The sequence below is a fragment of the Pseudoalteromonas luteoviolacea genome, from assembly GCF_001750165.1.
Taxonomy (GTDB): domain Bacteria; phylum Pseudomonadota; class Gammaproteobacteria; order Enterobacterales; family Alteromonadaceae; genus Pseudoalteromonas; species Pseudoalteromonas luteoviolacea_G.
On sequence record NZ_CP015411.1, the window covers coordinates 488,663 to 508,283 of the forward strand.

The 19,621-nt window shown below is 42.9% G+C and carries 19 protein-coding genes; 13 read left to right on the top strand and 6 right to left on the bottom strand.

Annotated features, from left to right (window positions below):
* Window positions 1–26: 26 nt before the first annotated feature.
* Entirely contained in the window at window positions 27–2,360 is a 2,334-nt protein-coding gene (locus S4054249_RS02030; RefSeq protein ID WP_046358548.1) for a Tex family protein, read from the bottom strand.
* Between the two features lie 85 nt (window positions 2,361–2,445).
* The gene (gene greB / locus S4054249_RS02035) at window positions 2,446–2,919 is read right to left on the bottom strand and encodes a transcription elongation factor GreB (RefSeq protein WP_046358549.1); all 474 of its coding nucleotides are present in this window, start codon (window positions 2,917–2,919) and stop codon (window positions 2,446–2,448) included.
* A 148-nt stretch (window positions 2,920–3,067) separates the two neighbouring features.
* Between greB and ompR the strand changes: the two genes are divergently transcribed.
* Window positions 3,068–3,787: a two-component system response regulator OmpR gene (gene ompR, locus S4054249_RS02040; RefSeq protein WP_039607692.1), complete on the top strand. Its 720-nt coding sequence runs from the start codon at window positions 3,068–3,070 to the stop codon at window positions 3,785–3,787.
* Window positions 3,787–5,088, top strand: a complete 1,302-nt coding sequence (gene envZ / locus S4054249_RS02045) for a two-component system sensor histidine kinase EnvZ (RefSeq protein ID WP_046358550.1) — start codon at window positions 3,787–3,789, stop codon at window positions 5,086–5,088. The genes ompR and envZ overlap by 1 nt, the downstream gene beginning before the upstream one ends.
* Before the next feature lie 45 nt (window positions 5,089–5,133).
* On the opposite strand, the gene S4054249_RS26470 is transcribed toward envZ, so the two are convergent.
* The 4 genes from S4054249_RS26470 to hslR form a co-directional block, all read right to left on the bottom strand.
* Window positions 5,134–5,304 carry a hypothetical protein gene (locus S4054249_RS26470; RefSeq protein WP_167354826.1) on the bottom strand — a complete coding sequence of 57 codons (171 nt, stop codon included), beginning with the start codon at window positions 5,302–5,304 and terminating at the stop codon, window positions 5,134–5,136.
* 344 nt (window positions 5,305–5,648) lie between these two features.
* On the bottom strand, window positions 5,649–7,187 hold the full coding sequence (locus tag S4054249_RS02050; RefSeq protein WP_046358551.1) for a phosphoenolpyruvate carboxykinase: 1,539 nt from the start codon (window positions 7,185–7,187) through the stop codon (window positions 5,649–5,651).
* Between the two features lie 261 nt (window positions 7,188–7,448).
* Entirely contained in the window at window positions 7,449–8,294 is an 846-nt protein-coding gene (hslO, locus tag S4054249_RS02055) for an Hsp33 family molecular chaperone HslO (RefSeq protein WP_046358552.1), read from the bottom strand.
* 11 nt (window positions 8,295–8,305) lie between these two features.
* The gene (gene hslR, locus S4054249_RS02060) at window positions 8,306–8,716 is read right to left on the bottom strand and encodes a ribosome-associated heat shock protein Hsp15 (protein WP_046358553.1); all 411 of its coding nucleotides are present in this window, start codon (window positions 8,714–8,716) and stop codon (window positions 8,306–8,308) included.
* Window positions 8,717–8,982: 266 nt separating this feature from the next.
* On the opposite strand from hslR, the gene gspC reads away from it, so the two are divergent.
* The 11 genes from gspC (at window position 8,983) to gspM (ending at window position 19,621) form a co-directional block, all read left to right on the top strand.
* Window positions 8,983–9,879, top strand: a complete 897-nt coding sequence (gene gspC, locus S4054249_RS02065; protein ID WP_046358554.1) for a type II secretion system protein GspC — start codon at window positions 8,983–8,985, stop codon at window positions 9,877–9,879.
* 28 nt (window positions 9,880–9,907) lie between these two features.
* Window positions 9,908–11,968, top strand: a complete 2,061-nt coding sequence (gene gspD, locus S4054249_RS02070; RefSeq protein ID WP_046358555.1) for a type II secretion system secretin GspD — start codon at window positions 9,908–9,910, stop codon at window positions 11,966–11,968.
* Window positions 11,961–13,520, top strand: a complete 1,560-nt coding sequence (gspE, locus tag S4054249_RS02075) for a type II secretion system ATPase GspE (protein ID WP_080928482.1) — start codon at window positions 11,961–11,963, stop codon at window positions 13,518–13,520. The genes gspD and gspE overlap by 8 nt, the downstream gene beginning before the upstream one ends.
* Window positions 13,520–14,746 (top strand): type II secretion system inner membrane protein GspF, encoded by a 1,227-nt coding sequence (gspF, locus tag S4054249_RS02080; RefSeq protein ID WP_046358556.1) that lies wholly within the window; start codon window positions 13,520–13,522, stop codon window positions 14,744–14,746. The genes gspE and gspF overlap by 1 nt, the downstream gene beginning before the upstream one ends.
* Before the next feature lie 73 nt (window positions 14,747–14,819).
* Window positions 14,820–15,245 carry a type II secretion system major pseudopilin GspG gene (gene gspG / locus S4054249_RS02085; protein ID WP_046358557.1) on the top strand — a complete coding sequence of 142 codons (426 nt, stop codon included), beginning with the start codon at window positions 14,820–14,822 and terminating at the stop codon, window positions 15,243–15,245.
* The gene (gene gspH, locus S4054249_RS02090) at window positions 15,245–15,847 is read left to right on the top strand and encodes a type II secretion system minor pseudopilin GspH (RefSeq protein ID WP_046358558.1); all 603 of its coding nucleotides are present in this window, start codon (window positions 15,245–15,247) and stop codon (window positions 15,845–15,847) included. The genes gspG and gspH overlap by 1 nt, the downstream gene beginning before the upstream one ends.
* Window positions 15,840–16,226, top strand: a complete 387-nt coding sequence (gene gspI / locus S4054249_RS02095; RefSeq protein WP_046358559.1) for a type II secretion system minor pseudopilin GspI — start codon at window positions 15,840–15,842, stop codon at window positions 16,224–16,226. Before gspH ends, gspI begins: the two co-directional genes overlap by 8 nt.
* Window positions 16,226–16,966 carry a type II secretion system minor pseudopilin GspJ gene (gene gspJ / locus S4054249_RS02100; protein WP_046358560.1) on the top strand — a complete coding sequence of 247 codons (741 nt, stop codon included), beginning with the start codon at window positions 16,226–16,228 and terminating at the stop codon, window positions 16,964–16,966. Before gspI ends, gspJ begins: the two co-directional genes overlap by 1 nt.
* Window positions 16,963–17,943 carry a type II secretion system minor pseudopilin GspK gene (gene gspK, locus S4054249_RS02105; protein ID WP_046358561.1) on the top strand — a complete coding sequence of 327 codons (981 nt, stop codon included), beginning with the start codon at window positions 16,963–16,965 and terminating at the stop codon, window positions 17,941–17,943. The genes gspJ and gspK overlap by 4 nt, the downstream gene beginning before the upstream one ends.
* Window positions 17,940–19,148: a type II secretion system protein GspL gene (gspL, locus tag S4054249_RS02110; RefSeq protein WP_046358562.1), complete on the top strand. Its 1,209-nt coding sequence runs from the start codon at window positions 17,940–17,942 to the stop codon at window positions 19,146–19,148. The genes gspK and gspL overlap by 4 nt, the downstream gene beginning before the upstream one ends.
* Window positions 19,145–19,621, top strand: a complete 477-nt coding sequence (gspM, locus tag S4054249_RS02115) for a type II secretion system protein GspM (RefSeq protein ID WP_046358563.1) — start codon at window positions 19,145–19,147, stop codon at window positions 19,619–19,621. Before gspL ends, gspM begins: the two co-directional genes overlap by 4 nt.

Below are 19,621 nucleotides of genomic sequence, written 5' to 3' on the forward strand. Positions count from 1 at the left end.
CCCTTCCTTATTTATGTTGAACCATTTTATTTCTTCAATTTAGCAAAGGCCTCTGCAAATGCATTGCCCATGGCGGCGTTGCCTTGATCGCGTCGATTTCCTTTTTGGTTATCTCTGCGGTCGTTTTTACGGCCATGATTTTGAGCTGCTTTTTGCTGTGGTTTACTCTTATGTGTATCGTTAGTTGATGGTGTTGCGTCATTTAAGCGCATTGTAAAACTGATACGTTTTCTGTCGACGTCAACCTCAATCACTTTGACTTTTACAATATCACCTGCTTTGACGACTTCTCTTGGATCAGAGATAAATTTGTCTGTGATCGCAGAAATATGTACCAGACCGTCTTGGTGCACACCGACATCAACAAATGCGCCGAAGTTAGCAACGTTGGAAACAACACCTTCTAAGACCATGCCTACTTTCAAATCAGAGATTTTTTCTACGCCCGCTTTAAACTGCGCAGTTTTAAATTCTGGACGTGGATCTCGGCCAGGCTTATCCAGCTCTGAGATAATATCCGTGACCGTTGGTAAACCAAATTTCTCATCGACATAGTCAGTTGGTGATAGCTTTTTCAATAAATCACTATTGCCAATTAAACTTTGAAGATCGAGTGTATTTGATTGAGAAATCTGCTTAACAACAGGATAAGCCTCTGGGTGCACAGCAGACGCATCGAGTGGGTCATCACCATCGATAATTCTTAAAAAGCCAGCAGCTTGCTCAAATGCTTTTGGCCCTAAACGCTCAACTTTTTTAAGTTGCTTGCGGTTTGAGAAAGAGCCATTGCTATCGCGGTATTTTACAATATTGCTGGCTAGCGTTTTGTTCAACCCTGACACTCGAGTGAGCAGTGGCACAGAGGCTGTATTGACATCAACACCTACCGAGTTTACACAGTCCTCAACAACCGCTGTCAATGTTTGACCTAATTGGCTTTGTGATACATCGTGTTGATATTGACCTACACCAATCGATTTAGGCTCGATTTTAACCAGCTCAGCAAGTGGATCTTGCAAGCGTCTGGCAATAGAGACTGCGCCGCGTAAAGACACATCTAAGTCAGGAAATTCATTGGCTGCAAACTCAGAAGCAGAATAGACAGATGCACCCGCTTCACTGACCATGATTTTGGTTAAGTTAAGATCTGATGCTGCTTTTTGAACTTCAGCTGCCAGCTTATCGGTTTCACGCGATGCTGTTCCGTTACCAATCGCAATGAGTTCAACTTTATGTTGGCGAGAAAGCTGTTCAATGGTTCGGATTGATTTATCCCAATGATTTTGCGGAGCATGTGGATAAATAGTGGTCGTGGTGAGCAGTTTACCTGTGGCATCTACAATGGCAATTTTACAACCTGTACGCAGTCCCGGGTCGATACCCATCGTGACCTTCGGCCCCGCAGGCGCAGCCATTAGTAGATCTTTGAGGTTTTTAGCAAACACATCAATGGCGCCGCTTTCTGCCTTTTCTCTTAAAGAGCCTAGGAACTCATTCTCTAAGTGCAGAGATAATTTGACCTTCCACGCCCACTGCACAACCACCATGAGCCATTCACTGGCAGCAGCCCCTTGAACCACTAACCCGTAATGATCGGCAATCATTTGTGCACAAAACTGTTGGTGGTCTTGCGCTTCTGGTTCTGGGTTAATGGTGATTTGTAAAACACCTTCATTTCTTGCTCTGAGCATCGCCAGCGCACGATGCGAAGGGACTTTTGAAAGGAGTTCATTATGCTCGAAATAATCACGATATTTGCTACCGTTATCCTCTTGGCCTTTGATCACTCGGCTTTGCAGCTGCGCATTTGCGCTAATATGCGCTCTAAACTTAGCAAGTAATTTCGCATCTTCAGCAAATCGTTCCATCAAAATAAATTTTGCACCATCAAGAACACTTTTAGTGTCAGCAAAGCCCGCATCGGTGTTGATGAAATCTTCAGCGATTAAATCTGGCGATAAATTAGGATCTTCAAATAATCGGTCAGCCAGAGGCTCTATACCGGCTTCAATCGCTATTTGGCCTTTGGTGCGACGTTTAGGTTTATAGGGAAGGTATAAATCTTCTAGTTCAGTTTTACTGTTTGCTTGTGCAATATCACTGGCTAGTTGCGCGGTCAGTTTCCCTTGTTCATCAATAGTTTTGGTAATGAATGCACGTCGTTCTTCTAACTCTCTTAAATAGGAAAGACGTTGTTCTAGTAGACGCAATTGAGAGTCATCTAAACCACCGGTGACCTCTTTACGATAACGGGCGATAAAGGGAACAGTTGCGCCCTCATCTAACAATGTGGTGGCAGCCAGCACTTGCTGTTCTGAGGCATTTAGCTCTTGGGCTAAACGAGCTGAGATGTTGCTCATGCAAAATCCTTATAAAGTTCAATTAGCTACGCTAAAAAATCTATTAAGCGTTAGTTTTTATCATACCATATTAGTGGAAGTTTTATCAGGTTTGATATTCGATTCTATTGATATACCACAGGGCTTCACCTTGGGGAGTTTTTACCATGAAATCATCATCAACTGACTTAGCGAGTAAAGCTCTTGCCATCGGTGAATCTATAGAAATATAGTCATTGCGTTCATAAATTTCATCTGGACCGACAATTCTGAATTTTTTGACTTCACCCTCGTCGTTTTCAATTTCGACCCAAGCACCAAAGTATACCTTTCCAGCTTGTTGAGGATCATACTCAACGACTTTTAAATCGGGGAGTCGTTTTCGTAAATATCTTACACGTCGATCAATTTGTCTCAGTAGACGCTTGTTAAACGTATAATCAGCATTTTCTGAACGATCGCCTAGACTGGCAGCCCAATTTACTATTTTGGTTATTTCGGGGCGTTTTTCGAACCAGAGGTGATCATGTTCTTGCTGTAGTTTTCGATACCCTTCGGGTGTAATTAAGTTCGTTTTCATAATGTACTATATTAAAAAACCTATAAAAGGTACGTATATTTGAAAATTTGTAACGTTCAGTAACAATCTTATCAGTACGTTATGGTGTCTAAGCAGCTTAATTTCAATTATATTTAACCAATAGTTAAATGATAACAAGAAGAATCAGATGGGAAACGAAACAACAAAAGTACTTGTCGTTGATGACGATATGAGATTACGTAGTTTATTAGAACGTTATCTAGTCGAACAGGGTTTCATTGTCAGAAGTGCTGCAAATGCAGAACAAATGGATAGGCTGCTTGAAAGAGAGAACTTCCATTTGATGGTATTGGACCTGATGTTACCAGGTGAAGATGGATTATCAATTTGTCGACGTCTCAGACAAAAAGAAAATGAGATCCCAATAGTTATGCTGACAGCAAAAGGGGATGAGGTTGACCGCATTATTGGCCTTGAGTTAGGCGCGGATGATTATTTGCCAAAACCATTCAATCCAAGAGAGCTACTTGCTCGAATCAAAGCGGTGTTGCGCAGAAAGACAAAAGAAGTGCCAGGTGCCCCGGCTGCACAAGAAAATGAGGTCGAATTTGGTATTTTCAAACTCAACTTGGCTACAAGAGAAATGCAAAAAGGGGATGAGACAATTGCCCTAACAAGTGGTGAGTTTGCCGTATTAAAAGCGCTCGTGAGCCACCCGAGAGAACCTCTTAGCCGAGATAAATTAATGAATTTAGCCCGTGGTCGAGATTACAGCGCATTAGAACGTAGTATCGATGTTCAGGTATCACGGCTAAGACGAATGATTGAAGAGGATGCCTCTAACCCAAGATACATACAGACTGTATGGGGGTTAGGATACGTATTTGTACCCGACGGCGAAAAGTAATGGGTATCTTTCCTCGAAGTGCGTTTGGTCAGACAGTATTTTTTGTCGCAGCTTTATTATTGATAAACCAAATCGTTTCTTACATTACAGTCACGCTATATGTGTTTAAGCCAACATTTGAGCAGGTAAATTTGATGCTCGCAAAGCAGGTTAAAACGGTATTTATTGATTGGGAAGAAGGCGTTGAAGTGGACTCTGCGTTATCAGACAAGTTTTTTGAGATAACGGGTATTGATGTGATGACGCAAAAAGACGCCTATAGAAATGGGCTAGGTCAAGCGCGTGAGTATAGCTTGTTATCACGCAGTATGTCTGAGCAGTTAAATGGTTCTGCTCGAGTGAGAATTAGCCAAGGAGATCCTGTCGTTTATTGGGTTGAAGCGCCGCAGGCACCTGGATATTGGGTAAGGGTTCCCTTAACTGGGTTTTCAGAGACTAAATTAGAGTTTTTAGTGTTTTACTTATCTAGTATCGGCTTTTTAAGTGTGTTGGGGGGCTGGCTTTTTGCACGGCATTTGAATAGGCCATTGAAAGCACTTCAAACGGCAGCCAGTCGGGTCGGAGTTGGAGACTTTTCTACACGCTTAGTTGAGCAAGGTTCAACAGAAGTGATTGAAGTGACCAAAGCTTTTAATCAAATGTCTAAAGGTATCGCTGAGTTAGAAAGTGATCGTCGTTTGCTGATGGCAGGGGTATCACATGATCTACGAACCCCACTGACTAGGATACGCTTGGCGACAGAAATGATGTCAGATGAAGAGGCGTATTTAAAAGAGGGGATCATTGATGACATTGAAGATATGAATGCGATCATTGACCAATTTATTGAGTATTTGCGTCATCATAGCAGTGGCGAAATGCACAAAGAAAATGTCAATTCTCTCGTCGAGGAAGTGGTCCATTCTGAACAGCAACATAAACGAGTTATCAATGTTAGCCTAGCCGAAACGGCAACTTGGGTAGAGGCGAATCATGTCGCTTTAAAGCGTGTTTTAACCAATATGATTGAAAATGCCATCAAATACTCGGAAGGAGAGATAAACGTATGTACTCAAGTTGATCTCAAATATAAACGAGTGTTGATCCAAGTTAAAGACAGAGGCCCAGGTATTCCTGAATCTGAACTAGAATCGGTGTTTGAGCCATTTAAACAAGGTGATCAAGCGAGAGGATCAGATGGTAGCGGTTTAGGGTTAGCCATTATTAAACGTATTGTAGCCACACATGGTGGTAAGGTGTCTTTAAGAAATAGAGCGAAAGGTGGCTTGTGCGCTGAGGTACAATTGCCACTGTGCAAGTAAGCATTGAAATGGCAGCTAAGAGCCAAGCTGCCATTTCATGGTGCTCTATCTACCACATGTTGAAGTACACACCGCAGGGTGCGTTGGGCAAATGAGCCAACTATTTTGTGGCGCTATACGTGTTTTACGAGCGCCAGCGATTTCTTTAGTAAGCGCAGAATTAATTTGATTGTTTTGTAAGCTTTTAAGTGCTTTTTTCTTCAAGTTCAGTTTCATGGTTTAATCCTTTTCTAATTACTTATTAATCAACGAGGTTACCTTCCCCTCACCAACTACCCTAAACAGAACTGAAAGGCGTGTAAATGATTCGCGGTTGAACAATATTCAACCAAGTGGGTAGGTGTTTAGCTATGAATCGTAAAATAGGGCTTTGGCGAATAATTTGGTTGAAGTAAGCTCAAATAGCTGTTGATGAGACACCGAGTTATAAAACGGACATAAGCCAATTTGTTTTTGGCTTTAAGAGTGTCACTTGATTGCGTGATAGTAAAGGGAGCTTGTCTTACAGACATAAAAAAACGCCCAACGAGGGGCGCCTTTGATAAAGGAAAAGGTAGTGCTTAACCGCGAGGACCGGCTGACTTGATAGCGTCAGAAACGTCGTATTTTTCGAAGTTAGCTTTAAAGTCTGCCGCTAGCTTAGCTGCATACTCTGCATACTTGTCTTTATCTTCCCACGTATTGATTGGATTAAGTAGTTTCTCGTCTACTCCATCTACAGACACAGGGATATCTAAGTTCAATGCTTCAATATGTTGTGTTTCAACACCTTCCAACGTGTCATTTACGATAGCATCGATAACAGCACGCGTTGTTGGGATATCGAAACGCTTACCAACACCGTATGGACCGCCTGTCCAACCAGTATTTACTAGGTAAACTTTTGCGCCAAACTCTCGTACACGCTTCATTAGCAATTCAGCATAAACACCAGCTGGACGTGGGAAGAATGGCGCGCCAAAACATGTTGAGAACGTAGATTCAATATCAGATGTTGAGCCGATTTCTGTTGATCCAACTTTTGCAGTGTAACCACTTAGGAAGTGATAAGCTGCTGCTTCTTCAGAAAGAATAGACACAGGAGGTAATACACCACTTACGTCACACGTTAAGAATACAACTGCACGAGGCTCACCAGCACGGTTCTCTACTTTACGCTTTTCAACATGCTCAAGTGGATAAGCAGCACGCGTGTTCTGCGTTAAACTCGTGTCAGCAAAGTCAGGGACGCGGTTCTCATCAAGAACAACATTTTCAAGGATTGTACCAAACTTAATTGCGTTCCAAATCACAGGCTCGTTCTTTTGAGACAGATCGATACATTTCGCATAACAACCGCCTTCAATGTTGAATACACTACCAGGTGCCCAGCCGTGCTCGTCATCACCGATAAGGAAACGTTTAGGATCTGCTGAAAGCGTTGTTTTACCAGTACCTGATAAACCAAAGAACAAGGTTGTGTCGCCTGCTTCACCAACGTTTGCACTACAGTGCATAGGTAGAACACCTTTTGCTGGAAGTAGGAAGTTCTGTACAGAGAACATCGACTTTTTCATTTCACCGGCGTAATGCATACCTGCGATTAGCACTTTGCGTTCTGCAAAGTTGATAATGACAGTACCTTCGCTGTTTGTGCCATCACGTTCAGGGTCACATACGAAAGATGGAACGTTCATTACCTGCCATTGGGGTAAATCAGCTGCATTGTATTTGCTAGGTTCGATAAACATGTTTTTAGCAAAGATATGATGCCAAGCCGTCTCAGTAGTAACGACTACTGGTAAATAGTGCTCAGGATCTGAACCAACTTCTAAGTGAGAGACAAAGTGGTCGTTGCTGTGCACGTGTGCTTCTACACGAGCCCAAAGAGCATCAAACTTTTCTGCATCGAATGGACGGTTGACGTTACCCCATTGGATGTCATTTTCTGTGCTTGGCTCTTTAACAATAAAACGGTCGTTAGGAGAGCGACCTGTACGGCGGCCTGTTTTTGCTACAAAAGCTCCATTCGCTGCTAAAGTCCCTTCACCACGCGAGATAGCGTGTTCGACAAGTTCAGCTGCAGTTAAATCGACAAAACGAGTAGCGCTTGAAGTCATGTTTATACCTAAATGTGAGAATTGAACGGGATAGCTCTGGTTATTAAGTACCTAAAGCTTGAAATTATACTAACAGAAGCATTTGAGATATTCGAGCCCTAAAGGGGGCAGAAATTGCAATTTTTTGACAAAAAAACTGAATAATTTCAATGATACCGGTGTCATAAAAGTTGACATTTAAATGACACCGGTATCATTTTTTAGCAAATAAAAAGCCGCCAAAATGGCGGCTTTAATTAAAATGAGTTGGATGTACCCTATTTAATTAAAAATAGACTTGATCTCTTGTTCATTAAATCGGTAATCAGTAAGGCAGTAGTGACAACTTAATTTGACCTCACCATGTTGTTCTATATCTTCCAATAAGGCTTGTTGTCCAACGTTGACAAGTGCACTTATGGTTTTTTCTCTACTGCAGCCACAGACAAAGTTAACTTCCTGAGGCTCAAATAGCTGAGGATTATCTTCATGATATAAACGCGTCAGTACTGTTTGAGCATCAAGATCCAAAAGTTCCTTTTCTTTAATCGTGTCGCTGAGAGCTTCTAAATGTTCAAAGTCACTTTGTGACTTTTCTTTATTTACAGGCAATACCTGTAGAAACAAACCGGCCGCTTTAACAGTATCTTCATTGATCTGTGTAGCGAACCAAAGTCGTGTTCTCAACTGCTCTGACTGTTCAAAATAATCTTCAAGACATTTGGCGAGTGAGTCAGAAGTTAAAGGGACTACACCTTGATATCTCTCACCTTTGACAGGAGAAATCGTGATGATCATATGCCCTTTACCGATTAGGTCGCTGATCCCAGTGCCTGTTATCTGTCCTTCAACTCTAGCAATACCACGCATGTTTTGCTGGTGATTACCATTTATTACCGCATATTTTACAGGCCCATCCCCCTGAAGCTGAACGGCAATATCACCTTCAAACTTCAGTGTTGCTGTTAGCAGGCTAGATGCGACGAGTAGTTCACCTAATAATGTCTGTACTTCTGTTGGGTAGTTGTGACCTGCAACTATGTCTTTCAGAGTATGCTCGACTTGTACTAGTTCGCCTCGTACATCGAGATCATCAAAAATATAACGATGAAGTAAATCTTGTTTCATCTATAAAGACCCTAATTTGATTTTAACTTAAGCAGCTCGCGTCGCTGCTTTTTATCTGGCTTGTGCTCGGGGCGCGGTGCAAAGAAACTATTGTTCTTTCGTGCAATGGCGTTTTGAGCGCGCTTTTCAATGCTTTGTGCAGACTCTTCGTAAAGTGTTTGAGCGATTGGAGCGGCTTGACGTTTGTCCATTAACTTTAACACGGTGATGTGTTTTTCGTCGTGACCCTGGGCTAATTCGATGACGGCGCCAACATCGACAGTACGGCTGGGTTTACACCTTTGGCCGTTGTATTTGACTTTTCCACCTTGGATCATCTCACGGGCAATTGAGCGCGTTTTATAAAAGCGCGCGGCCCACAGCCATTTGTCCAATCTGACTTTTGCATCATCTTGGTTGTTTTCTGGATTGACTTTTGTCACAATTCTTTAACTACGTTGTTGGCGACTTGCTCGATGGTAAAATTTATCATATTTTAACCGTCAAAAAAAGCATATCGCTTGATAGGTCAGGGAATGGCACATTATGGATAGTTGAACAAATGGTTAATACTGTGTTCAGTTGGGTCATGTCATATCTTGTACCGATTTAATTTAAAGTTTCACATTTGCGCGCTTGTTGAATCGAAGTCTAAGCGGTACACTGAGGCGCTTAATAGAATAAAAAAAGTCTCATTAAAGAAATTTATATGGAATTACAAATACAGCAGTTACAGAAAATATTACAAGGGTTGCCCCACGCAAAGCTTAGCCGTGCAGTGGTGTTCTTAGCTGTTGTATATATTGCATTTTTATTGTCCCAACTATTTTGGTTACTCTTCCCTAAACCCGACTCTACACCACTTAGTATCACACCGAATCAATCGCAAAGCGCTTCGCAGACGGTCAGTAGTGCATCTATTTTAGCGCAGCATATATTTGGTAAGGCAAATGAAAAGCCAAAAGAGGTTGAGAAGCCAAAACCGGTGATTTCCAATGCGCCTGAGACACGCTTGAATGTGAAACTTACTGGTATTGTTGCTGTTAGTAAAAATGACAGTGCAGGTCTTGCGATTATCGACTCGCAAGGACGACAAGAAACTTATTTAGTGCAAGATGTGATTAAGGGCACGCGAGCAAAGCTTGCGCAAGTACTTCCTGATCGCGTTATTTTAGATGTAAGCGGACGCTTCGAGACCTTAATGTTAGATGGTCTTGACTTTACACAACAAGTCGCAATGCCAACAACGCCTAAACGCAGTGCAGCGCCGAAAGAAAATAGAATTAGTGAAAGCACGCGCTCAGAGCTCGCACAACGTCGCCAAGAGCTCCTTAATGAACCTGGCAAATTGTTTGATTATATAAGAATTTCACCAGAACGTCGCAATGGTCAACTTGTTGGTTATCGGTTACGTCCTGGAAAAGATCCTGAACTTTTCAAAAAGATGGGTCTCAAAAATAACGATCTGGCCATTGCGATAAATGGTTATCAACTCACGGATATGAAACAGGCTATGACGGCGATGAACGAACTCAGAGAGAGTACGGATGCCAACATAACTATCGAGCGCGACGGCCGCACTTTAGATGTGCAATTCAGCCTGTAAAAGACACTAATTTTGGAGTTTAAGAATAATGGGTAGAAAGCTACACCTCACAAGAATCAGAAAAGGGTTAGCTAAATATGCAGCTCTGTTGTTTGCGGCTGGATTGTCATTGTCTGTGTCTGCGGTTGAATATGCGGCCAACTTTAAGGGTACTGACATCAATGAGTTTATTCTCATTGTGGGTAAGACCCTTAATAAAACGATCATTATAGATCCAAATGTACGCGGCAATATCAATGTACGTAGTTTCGAGTTAATGGATGAAGAACTATATTATCAGTTCTTCTTAAGTGTATTAGAGGTGTACGGCTACTCTGTAGTTGAAATGCCAAATGGCATCATGAAAGTTGTACGTAGTTCTGACGCTAAAAAAGCCAACGTGCCGCTCGTTAATGATAATCGTGAAGGCGATGGCGATGTGATGATCACACGCGTTGTTGAAGTCAAGAATGTATCAGTACAGGAATTAGGCCCACTCATACGTCAGTTTAGTGACCAAAAAGATGGTGGTCACGTTACCAACTTTAACTCAGCTAACGTCATGATGTTGACTGGTCATGCGGCCTCTGTAAATCGCTTAGTGAGTATCATCAAGTCGGTTGACCAAGCGGGTGATCAGCGAGTTGATATTGTTAGATTAAAGCATGCAACTGCGGATGACGTGGTTCAAGTTGTAGAGAAAATTTATAAAGATACTGGCAAAGGTCGAGTGCCTGAATTTTTAATTCCTAAAATTGTTGCGGATGGCAGAACCAACAGCGTGGTTGTGAGTGGCGAAAGCCAAGCGCGTAACAAAGCGATTGAGTTGATCAAACGTCTTGACGATGAATTAGAAAACCAAGGCAACACACAAGTCTTTTACTTAGATTATGCAAAAGCTGAAGACTTGGTTAAAGTGCTACAAGGCGTAAGTAAAACTTTGCAAGAAGAAGCGCAAGGGGCAGGAAAATCGACCCGCTCTCGCAGTAGTAACCGCAATGAGACAAGTATCGAAGCGCATGATGAAACCAATTCATTGGTTATCACAGCGCAGCCAGATACTATGCGTTCGTTGGCAAATGTTATTGAAAAGTTAGATGTTCGCCGTGCGCAAGTTTTAGTTGAAGCGATTGTTGTTGAAGTTCTCGAAGGGGATGGTATCAACTTTGGCCTGCAGTGGATCACAGAGCAAGGTGGTATGCTGCAGTTCAACAATGGCACCACGGTGCCTGTTGGTTCATTGGCTGTGGCAGCAGAGCAAGCCCGTGACAAAACCATTAAAAGAACCGTTACAGGTGATGATGCGCAGCTAAATGATTTTGAAGAAACCGTTGAAGGTGACTTAAATGCACTAGGTCAGTTGCTTGGCGGAGTAAATGGTCTAGCGGCCGGGGTCGTTAAAAATGACTGGGGTGCTATTATCCAGGCTGTGGCGACAGATACGAACTCGAATATTCTAGCAACGCCTTCTGTAACCACCATGGATAATGAAGAAGCGTCTATGATTGTTGGTCAAGAAGTCCCTATTATCACAGGCTCTGCAGCCGGCGAAAATAACTCCAACCCATTCCAGACGGTTGACCGTCAAGAAGTAGGTATCAAGCTGAAAGTGACACCACAGATCAATGATGGAACCGCGGTTCAATTAACGATTGAGCAAGAAGTATCGAGTGTAAGTGGTGCGACAGCGGTCGACATTTCTGTAAATAAACGTGCAATTAATACAACGGTGATTGCCGATGATGGTGGCATGGTTATTCTTGGTGGTCTAATCGATGAAGATGTACAAGAAAGTGTGTCTAAAGTACCTCTGTTAGGTGATATTCCTATTTTAGGTCACTTATTTAAGTCGACGAATACCAGCAAACGTAAGCGTAATTTATTGGTATTCATTCGCCCGACTATTGTGCGTGATAGCCGTAGCATGAATGAATTAAGCCATGCGAAATACAAATTTATTCGCAACGAACAGATTAAAAAGCATGATGATGGTATTGATTTAATGCCATTTGAAGACGCGCCAGTATTGCCTGAGTGGAATGATGCCATGGTATTACCACCAACTTATGAGCAGTACTTAAATGAGCAAAACGAGAATAAAGATGACTGAAGCAAGCATGAGTGTTGTTGAGGCGCCAGTTGAAACAGAAGCGGCCACGGCCGCGACTGATGAGGCGCTTGAAGGGCAGCATGCTCAGCTGCGTTTGCCGTTCTCTTTTGCGCGCCGAGAAGGTATATTGCTAAGTGATGATCCAAAAGGGCTAAAAGTCTTCCATAAAGGGGATGTATCATTAGAGGCGTTACTTGAAGTGCGCCGAGTTTCTGGTGGTGGCTTTACGATTGAAGTCATTGATGAAGAGAAGTTTGAGCTCTTGCTAGAAGCCGCCTATCAGCGTGACAGTTCTGAAACTCAGCAAATGATGGAAGATATCGGCAATGAAGTCGATCTTTTCTCTTTGGCTGAAGAAATGCCTCAAACTGAAGACTTGTTGGCAGCCGATGATGATGCACCAATCATTAAATTGATTAACGCCATGCTCAGTGAGGCTATCAAAGAAGGTGCGTCTGATATTCATATCGAAACATTCGAAGCGGATTTAGTTATTCGTTTTCGTGTAGATGGTGTATTGAAAGAAGTCCTTAAGCCAAATCGAAAGTTATCTTCGCTGCTGGTTTCTCGTATCAAAGTAATGGCCAAATTGGACATTGCAGAAAAGCGTGTGCCACAGGATGGTCGTATCAGCTTAAGAATTGCAGGTCGCGCAGTTGATGTGCGTGTATCGACTATGCCATCAAGCTTTGGTGAGCGGGTGGTATTGCGTCTACTTGATAAAAACAACGCGAGACTGAACTTAGAAGATTTAGGAATGACTGAGCGAAATCGCGAGTTGTTCTCAGAGATTATCGCAAAGCCACATGGCATTATCTTGGTTACGGGACCGACAGGTTCTGGTAAAAGTACCACCTTGTATGCAGGCATGACGCAGATAAACTCCAAAGACCGAAATATCCTGACGGTTGAAGATCCAATTGAATACGAAATCCCTGGTATTGGTCAAACTCAGGTCAATCCGAAAGTTGATATGACCTTTGCGCGAGGGTTACGAGCGATCCTTCGTCAAGATCCGGATGTTGTGATGGTCGGTGAGATCCGTGACTTAGAGACTGGGCAAATAGCTGTTCAAGCCTCATTAACGGGTCACTTAGTCATGTCGACACTGCATACAAATACGGCGTCGGGTGCGATAACGCGTATGGAAGATATGGGGGTTGAACCTTTCTTGCTTTCATCATCGCTACTCGGTGTTTTATCGCAGCGTCTTGTACGAACACTTTGCCCAAGCTGTAAAGAGCCTCATCTGGCAGATGAGCGAGAGTGTGAATTACTGGGCGTTGAAAAAGATTCGCAAACGACTATTTATCGCGCTGTAGGCTGTGAGGAATGTAACTTTAACGGTTACAAGGGCCGGACCGGTATTCATGAGTTACTCGTTGTTGACGAGCATATTCGCGAGCTTATCCATAATGGTAAAGGTGAACAGGCGGTTGAAAAGTATATCCGTCAATTTAGCCCGAGTATTCGCCAAGATGGCTGTTCACGTGTTCTAGTGGGACAAACAACGCTAGAAGAAGTGATGCGAGTGACACGTGAGGAAGGATAATGGCGGCGTTTGAATATCGTGCCTTGGATGCAAAAGGCAAGGAAAAAAAAGGCATTTTAGAAGCCGACACAGCCAAACAAGTTAGACAAATGTTGCGCGAAAAGGCGATGATGCCTTTAGAGGTTGAACCCGCAGCGGAAAAGGAGAAGTCACAAGCCAGTGGCGGTTTTACCTTATCACGCGGCTACAAGCCTTCAGTGAGTGACATTGCGCTGATCACACGTCAGCTTGCGACTTTGATCCAATCTTCATTACCAGTAGAGGCGGCAGTTATGGCTGTAGCTGAACAGTGTGAAAAACCACGCTTAAAGCGCATGCTAATGGCTGTGCGGTCCAAAGTTGTGGAGGGTTATACGCTTGCTGATGGGATGTCTGATTTTCCACATGTTTTTGACAATTTATACCGCTCAATGGTTGCGGCTGGAGAAAAGTCAGGTCATCTTGATGAAGTATTGAATCGTCTGGCTGACTACACTGAGCAGCGCCAACATATGCGCAGTCAAATAACGCAAGCCATGGTTTACCCAATGATTTTGGTGGTTTTTGCCATCGCAATTGTGACCGTGTTACTCGGAACGGTTGTACCAGAGATTTTAAAAACGTTTGAAAAGTCGAATCAAGTGTTACCTTGGACGACTGAATGGGTGCTGGCTGCGAGTAATTTCGTGCAAGATTATTGGATGCAAACAACGATTGCAATGGGAGGCTTAATTGCCGCTATTCAGCAAACGTTAAAGAGCCCTAAAGCACGCTTTTGGTTCGATACCAAATTATTGCAATTACCTGGTATTGGAAAAATCAGTCGGGGTATTAACACTGCCCGTTTTGCAAGAACGCTTAGTATTTTATCATCCAGCGCAGTCCCTTTGCTTGAGGGGATGAAGATATCTGGGCAGGTATTGGAAAATGAGAAAATTAAAGCGGCTGTGGCTGAAGCGGCAACTCATGTCAGCGAAGGGGCAAGCCTAAAAGCTGCGTTACATCAAACAAAATTATTTCCGCCAATGATGCTACATATGATTGCCAGTGGTGAAAAGTCTGGAGAGTTGGAGCAGATGTTAGAGCGTGCTGCCAATAACCAAGACAGGGAGTTTGAAAGTATGGTAAGTGTTTCACTTAAGCTACTTGAACCGGCGATGATTGCCAGTATGGCATTAATTGTACTCTTCATCGTTATGGCAATACTCCAACCTATTATGGCAATGAACAAAGCAATTGGTTTGTAGTCAATATATTTAAAGATAAACACACTGGACTACACGCACGTGTAGCCAATGCAACAGCATAGAGGTATAAATTGTGAAGAAACAGTCTGGTTTTTCATTACTAGAAGTAATGGTGGTACTGGTTATCATCGGTATGATCTTGTCAATTGTGGCACCAAATATCATGGGTAACCAAGAGCAAGCTGCCATCGATAAAGCAAGCCTTGATATCACGCAAATTGAAAGCGCGATGAAAATTTATAAACTACAAAACAAGCGTTACCCGACGACAGAGCAGGGCTTAGAGGCGTTGGTAGAGAAAACGACCATAGACCCTGTGCCAAAGCGCTTCCCAGATGGTGGATTTATCAATGAGCTGCCACTGGATCCTTGGGATAATCCATATCAGTTAGTGAGCCCTGGTGAAATTGGTAAAATTGATATTTTTTCAATGGGTCCTGATGGCGAAGTAGGTACCGAAGATGATATCGGTAACTGGAGAGATGAAGAAGAGCGCTAATGTCGTTACCCGTGAAATACTCAACTCAAAAGCTGCGTAGATCTCGAGGGTTTAGCCTAATCGAGATCTTAGTTGTTCTCCTGATCATTGGTTTCTCTATTCGAATTGTGACCTTCACCGTAGGTGAAAGTGACGAGGAGTTGTTGGAAAAAGAAGCTTTGAAGCTGCATGGTATTGTGAATCTGGCATCAGAATTTGCGGTACTGAATCAGGTCGAGTTGGGTCTTCACTTGGATAGAGACACAATAGAGTTTTTGGTCTTCGACGGTGAGCAGTGGACCACTTTCGAAGCCGAAGAGCTTTACAAGCCGATTGAGTATACTGAAGACTACAAAGTTGAATTGACCTTAGAAGATCTTTCTTGGTCACAAGATAATTTACTTGAGCAATCGAATTGGCAAGAAATAATGGGCTCTGGTGATGATGATAATTTGTTAGAGCTTAAAAAGAAGAAAATACCACAAGTACTTATTTTATCATCTGGTGAAGTGAGTGCTTTCCAAATTTCCCTTGAATTGGCACAAGCATCAGAACCTGTTTACTACATTGAAGGTGAGTTTATGGCGCCAGTTAAGCTTCGTCGGGAGCCTGAGTATGATTAAGCGAACACAAACAGGATTTACCCTCTTAGAAGTGATGGTTGCCATGGGAATATGTGCGGTAGCTGGAATTGCGGCTTTACAAGCCACAGGCTCACATATCAATCATATGAGCACGATTGAGCAGCAAACTTATGCCGCATGGGTTGCGGAGAATCAGATGGTGATGGCGCGAGCTAAAGCCAGTGGTGGTAAATGGAATGGAAAAAATTCAGACAGTGGTGATGAAGAGTTTGCTGGTCAGACTTGGTACTGGAGCCAAAAAGTAGAAAAGACAGCGGATGCTGAGTTTGTGAAACTGACAATAGAAGTGTTTGAAGATGAAAAGCGAGAACATTCGCTCTATGACTTAACCACTTTTATGCACAAGGGTAAAAAGTAATGATATCTATCAGGCGCAAACAAGTTGGCTTTACCCTGCTCGAGGTGATGGTTGCGCTGGTTATTTTGGCTTTTATCGTTACCGCGTCGCATCAAATTCTGGACACCTCCATTATGGCCAAAGAGGCATCAGATGAAACCATTGCTGAGTTAGAAGGGCTTCAGACTACTTTCCGATTGATGGATCAAGACTTCAATCAAATGACTAAGCGCGAAGTGCGAAATGAAGCTGGTGATTTTAGTCCAACATATATCATCCATGGTCGTTACGCTTTAGAAAGTCAGTATGACGGTATTGCTTTTATTCGAGATGGGTGGACTAACCCAGTAAGTCTTTTACCACGCTCTGAACTTCAGGGCGTAGGCTATCGGGTAAAAGAAGATAAACTAGAACGTATTTATCGCGTGTATGTCGATGAATTAGATGGTTCAGAACCTCGAGCTCAGGTGCTATTGGATAATGTCGAAGAACTCAAATTCGAGTTTTTAGATGATAAGCAAAAATGGCAAGATAGTTGGCAGCTCAAAGCGTTGCCGTTGGCTGTTGCAGTGACGGTTCAAAGACAAGACTCTGAGCCTCTGAGACGCACCTTCTTGACTCCAGGTGATGGTAAAGTACAACAAGCAAAAGCGGCACAAAGTAATGGCAATAACGTGTCTAATGGGTTAGATGACGGACTCAATCGCGGTGGCAATAATAATTCAGGCGATAATGTCAACCAGCGTGGAGGGAAGCCATGAGAAAGCAACAAGGTGCAGCGTTAATAATCGTTTTATTTATTGTTGCATTGGCTGCAAGCTTGGCCGCTGAAATGTCATCATCACTAATGGTACAGGTACAAAAGGCTGCGAATATTCAAACGCATCAACAAGCTAAATGGTACAGCTATGGCACAGAAGAGCTGGTAAAAAAAGTCTTGTTGGAAAGTCGTAAAGATGATCCTGATAAAGTTCATTTAGGCCAGCCATGGGCGATAGATGAGGTGCCTTACCCCGTCGATCACGGCACTTTAAGTGGTAAAATTACTGACTTACAAGCGTGCTTAAATCTTAATGCGTTGAGAGCACCAAAAGAGCAAAATGCCAAAAGCACGGATACCAACCCCGCGCACAGAGCTCTATTAGAGTTACTTAAAAATATTGAGGATTTACCTGCGCAAGAGAGTGAAGAGGCAATGGCTGACAGTGTCTATGATTGGTTGGATGAAGACAGCATTACATACCGCTCTGGTGCCGAGGAAGATGAATACATGTCTAGGCAGATGCCCTATATGACAGCAAATAATTTAATGGCGTCTGAAAGTGAATTAAGAGTGATCAAGGGGTTTAACCCGTTGGTCATGGAAAAGTTATTACCCTATGTGTGTGTCATTCCTGGTAGTACGGATTTGGCTATCAATGTGAATACGGTATTGCCCGAGCAAGCATTGTTGTTGAGTGCATTGTTAGATGGGCTGAGCCTGTCTGGTGCTGAAGCCGTCATAGCCGCTCGCCCAGAAGAAGGATTTGATAACTTGCAGGATTTCTTTTCAGAAGTAAAAAATCAAGGTGCTCAGGATACTAAAAAAGCTGAGAAAATTTTCACAATAACAAGCAATTATTTTAAGTTGCGTGCTAAGGCGTCGTTTGATGAGCGGTTGTTTAAGATGACCTCAATACTCGAAATAAAAGACGGTCGAGCAACTGTGTTGGCACGCAAGTTTGGAGGCGTTCAGTGACAGAAAAATTATTGGTCCGTGTTGGCCAGTCACAGCAGGAACCTGTCAGTTGGTTAATATGGTCTGAGTCAGATTCGCAGATCATTGCCAGTGGTGAGTTGGAGCACAGTGGGTTACTTGGAGAGTTAACAGAAAAAACATCAGGGCGCAGTACTGCCTTATTACTACCAGCATCCAGTGTTCAGCTAAAGCAAGTTGCATTGCCAACTAAGTGGAATCGTAAGCTAGAGCGTGCATTGCCATTTATGTTGGAAGAGCAGGTTGCGAGTGATATTGATGATGTATTTATTGCCTTTGGCAAGCCTACTACAATTGATGATAAGCATTTCATCAATATCGCGTTATGTGATTTAGTATGGCTTCAGGATTGGATGTCAGTATTAGAAGATTTTGATATTGAGCCTGCGGTGGTGACCCCTGATGCTTTATTATTGCCTTCACCGGATACGGATACATTGAGCGCAATTGAGCTCCAGGAGCAATGGTTATTCAAGGGTGAACACTGGCATATCAGTGCAGTAGAGTCAGATTGGGTCGGTGATTATTTGTCCCTCGTACCTGAATCCCAAATTACGCATTATAGTCCAGCAACTAGCCTCGATACGACGAAACAGCTTATTGAGAAAGAGGCTGAGTATGATTTACCTTTAGCTATTTTTGCTAAAGGTCTTAATGCGTTGCCAATCAATTTGCGACAAGGCCCTTTTGCCGCTAAGAAAAAACAGCCACAGTGGTGGCGAGATTGGAAAGCAGGTGTAATTGCTGCTGGCGTAGCATTATTGGCGTTTGTGTCAGTTAAGTCAGCGCAGCTCGTCATGTTACAGAACGAGGCGGATGCTTACAAAGCGCAAGCAATGAGTGTATATAAGCAAGCATTTCCAAATAAAGTAGTACGTCCTCACTTACTTCGTAAACAAATTCAAAATGAATTGGACGCGTTAAGCGGCGGTGAGCAAGGCGGGTTTTTAGAACTGACAAATCATTTCGTATCAATCTATGCACAAGTAGATGATTTTGACCCCGAGACTTTTAGATATGACCACAAACGAAATGAGTTAAGAGTTAGAGCTAAAGCAAAGGGGTTCCAAATATTTAGCCAAGTAAAATCTATCCTTGAGCAAAGAGGTGTTGAGGTTCAGCAAGGTGCGTTGAATAATGACGGTGATTACGTTATTGGTGAAATAAGAATCAGAGGTGCAGCATGAAGCAGCAAGTGATGAATTATTGGCAATCCCTCAAAGAGCAAGAGCAAAAGCTGCTGATTTTCGCCGGTGTTGTATTTGTCATTTTTGTTCTAGTGATGGGCGTCATAAAGCCGCTGAACGCAGGCGTAGACAAGGCACAAGCTGATCTTCAGAAGCAGCAAAACTTTCATGCTTGGGTGTCAAAAAGTGTTGCGCAACTTAAAGCAAGCGGCTCATCTCAAGCAACATCACGCAATCAAAACCTGACTCAGCTGGTGAATCGTACCCGTGGCAGACATGGCATTCAGATCAGTAAGATGCAGCCAAGGGATAATACACTGCGTATCAACATTGATAATGTAGAATTCAATAAATTAGTCAGCTGGCTTGATGTGCTCACTAACCAACATGGGGTTAAAGTCGCTAACCTAGATTTAGGTGAAGAGCCACAGCAAGGATATGTTCGCGTGAGCCGTTTGGTGTTAGAGAATTAA

Bases quoted from the DNA above. Each gene is read 5' to 3' on its own strand.
- S4054249_RS02050 (WP_046358551.1), bottom strand. From the start codon at position 7,187: ATGACTTCAAGCGCTACTCGTTTTGTCGATTTAACTGCAGCTGAACTT.
- gspJ (WP_046358560.1), top strand. From the start codon at position 16,226: ATGATATCTATCAGGCGCAAACAAGTTGGCTTTACCCTGCTCGAGGTG.
- gspH (WP_046358558.1), top strand. From the start codon at position 15,245: ATGTCGTTACCCGTGAAATACTCAACTCAAAAGCTGCGTAGATCTCGA.
- envZ (WP_046358550.1), top strand. From the start codon at position 3,787: ATGGGTATCTTTCCTCGAAGTGCGTTTGGTCAGACAGTATTTTTTGTC.
- S4054249_RS02030 (WP_046358548.1), bottom strand. From the start codon at position 2,360: ATGAGCAACATCTCAGCTCGTTTAGCCCAAGAGCTAAATGCCTCAGAA.
- hslO (WP_046358552.1), bottom strand. From the start codon at position 8,294: ATGAAACAAGATTTACTTCATCGTTATATTTTTGATGATCTCGATGTA.
- gspD (WP_046358555.1), top strand. From the start codon at position 9,908: ATGGGTAGAAAGCTACACCTCACAAGAATCAGAAAAGGGTTAGCTAAA.
- gspM (WP_046358563.1), top strand. From the start codon at position 19,145: ATGAAGCAGCAAGTGATGAATTATTGGCAATCCCTCAAAGAGCAAGAG.
- gspC (WP_046358554.1), top strand. From the start codon at position 8,983: ATGGAATTACAAATACAGCAGTTACAGAAAATATTACAAGGGTTGCCC.
- gspE (WP_080928482.1), top strand. From the start codon at position 11,961: ATGACTGAAGCAAGCATGAGTGTTGTTGAGGCGCCAGTTGAAACAGAA.
- ompR (WP_039607692.1), top strand. From the start codon at position 3,068: ATGGGAAACGAAACAACAAAAGTACTTGTCGTTGATGACGATATGAGA.
- gspK (WP_046358561.1), top strand. From the start codon at position 16,963: ATGAGAAAGCAACAAGGTGCAGCGTTAATAATCGTTTTATTTATTGTT.
- S4054249_RS26470 (WP_167354826.1), bottom strand. From the start codon at position 5,304: ATGAAACTGAACTTGAAGAAAAAAGCACTTAAAAGCTTACAAAACAAT.
- greB (WP_046358549.1), bottom strand. From the start codon at position 2,919: ATGAAAACGAACTTAATTACACCCGAAGGGTATCGAAAACTACAGCAA.
- gspF (WP_046358556.1), top strand. From the start codon at position 13,520: ATGGCGGCGTTTGAATATCGTGCCTTGGATGCAAAAGGCAAGGAAAAA.
- gspI (WP_046358559.1), top strand. From the start codon at position 15,840: ATGATTAAGCGAACACAAACAGGATTTACCCTCTTAGAAGTGATGGTT.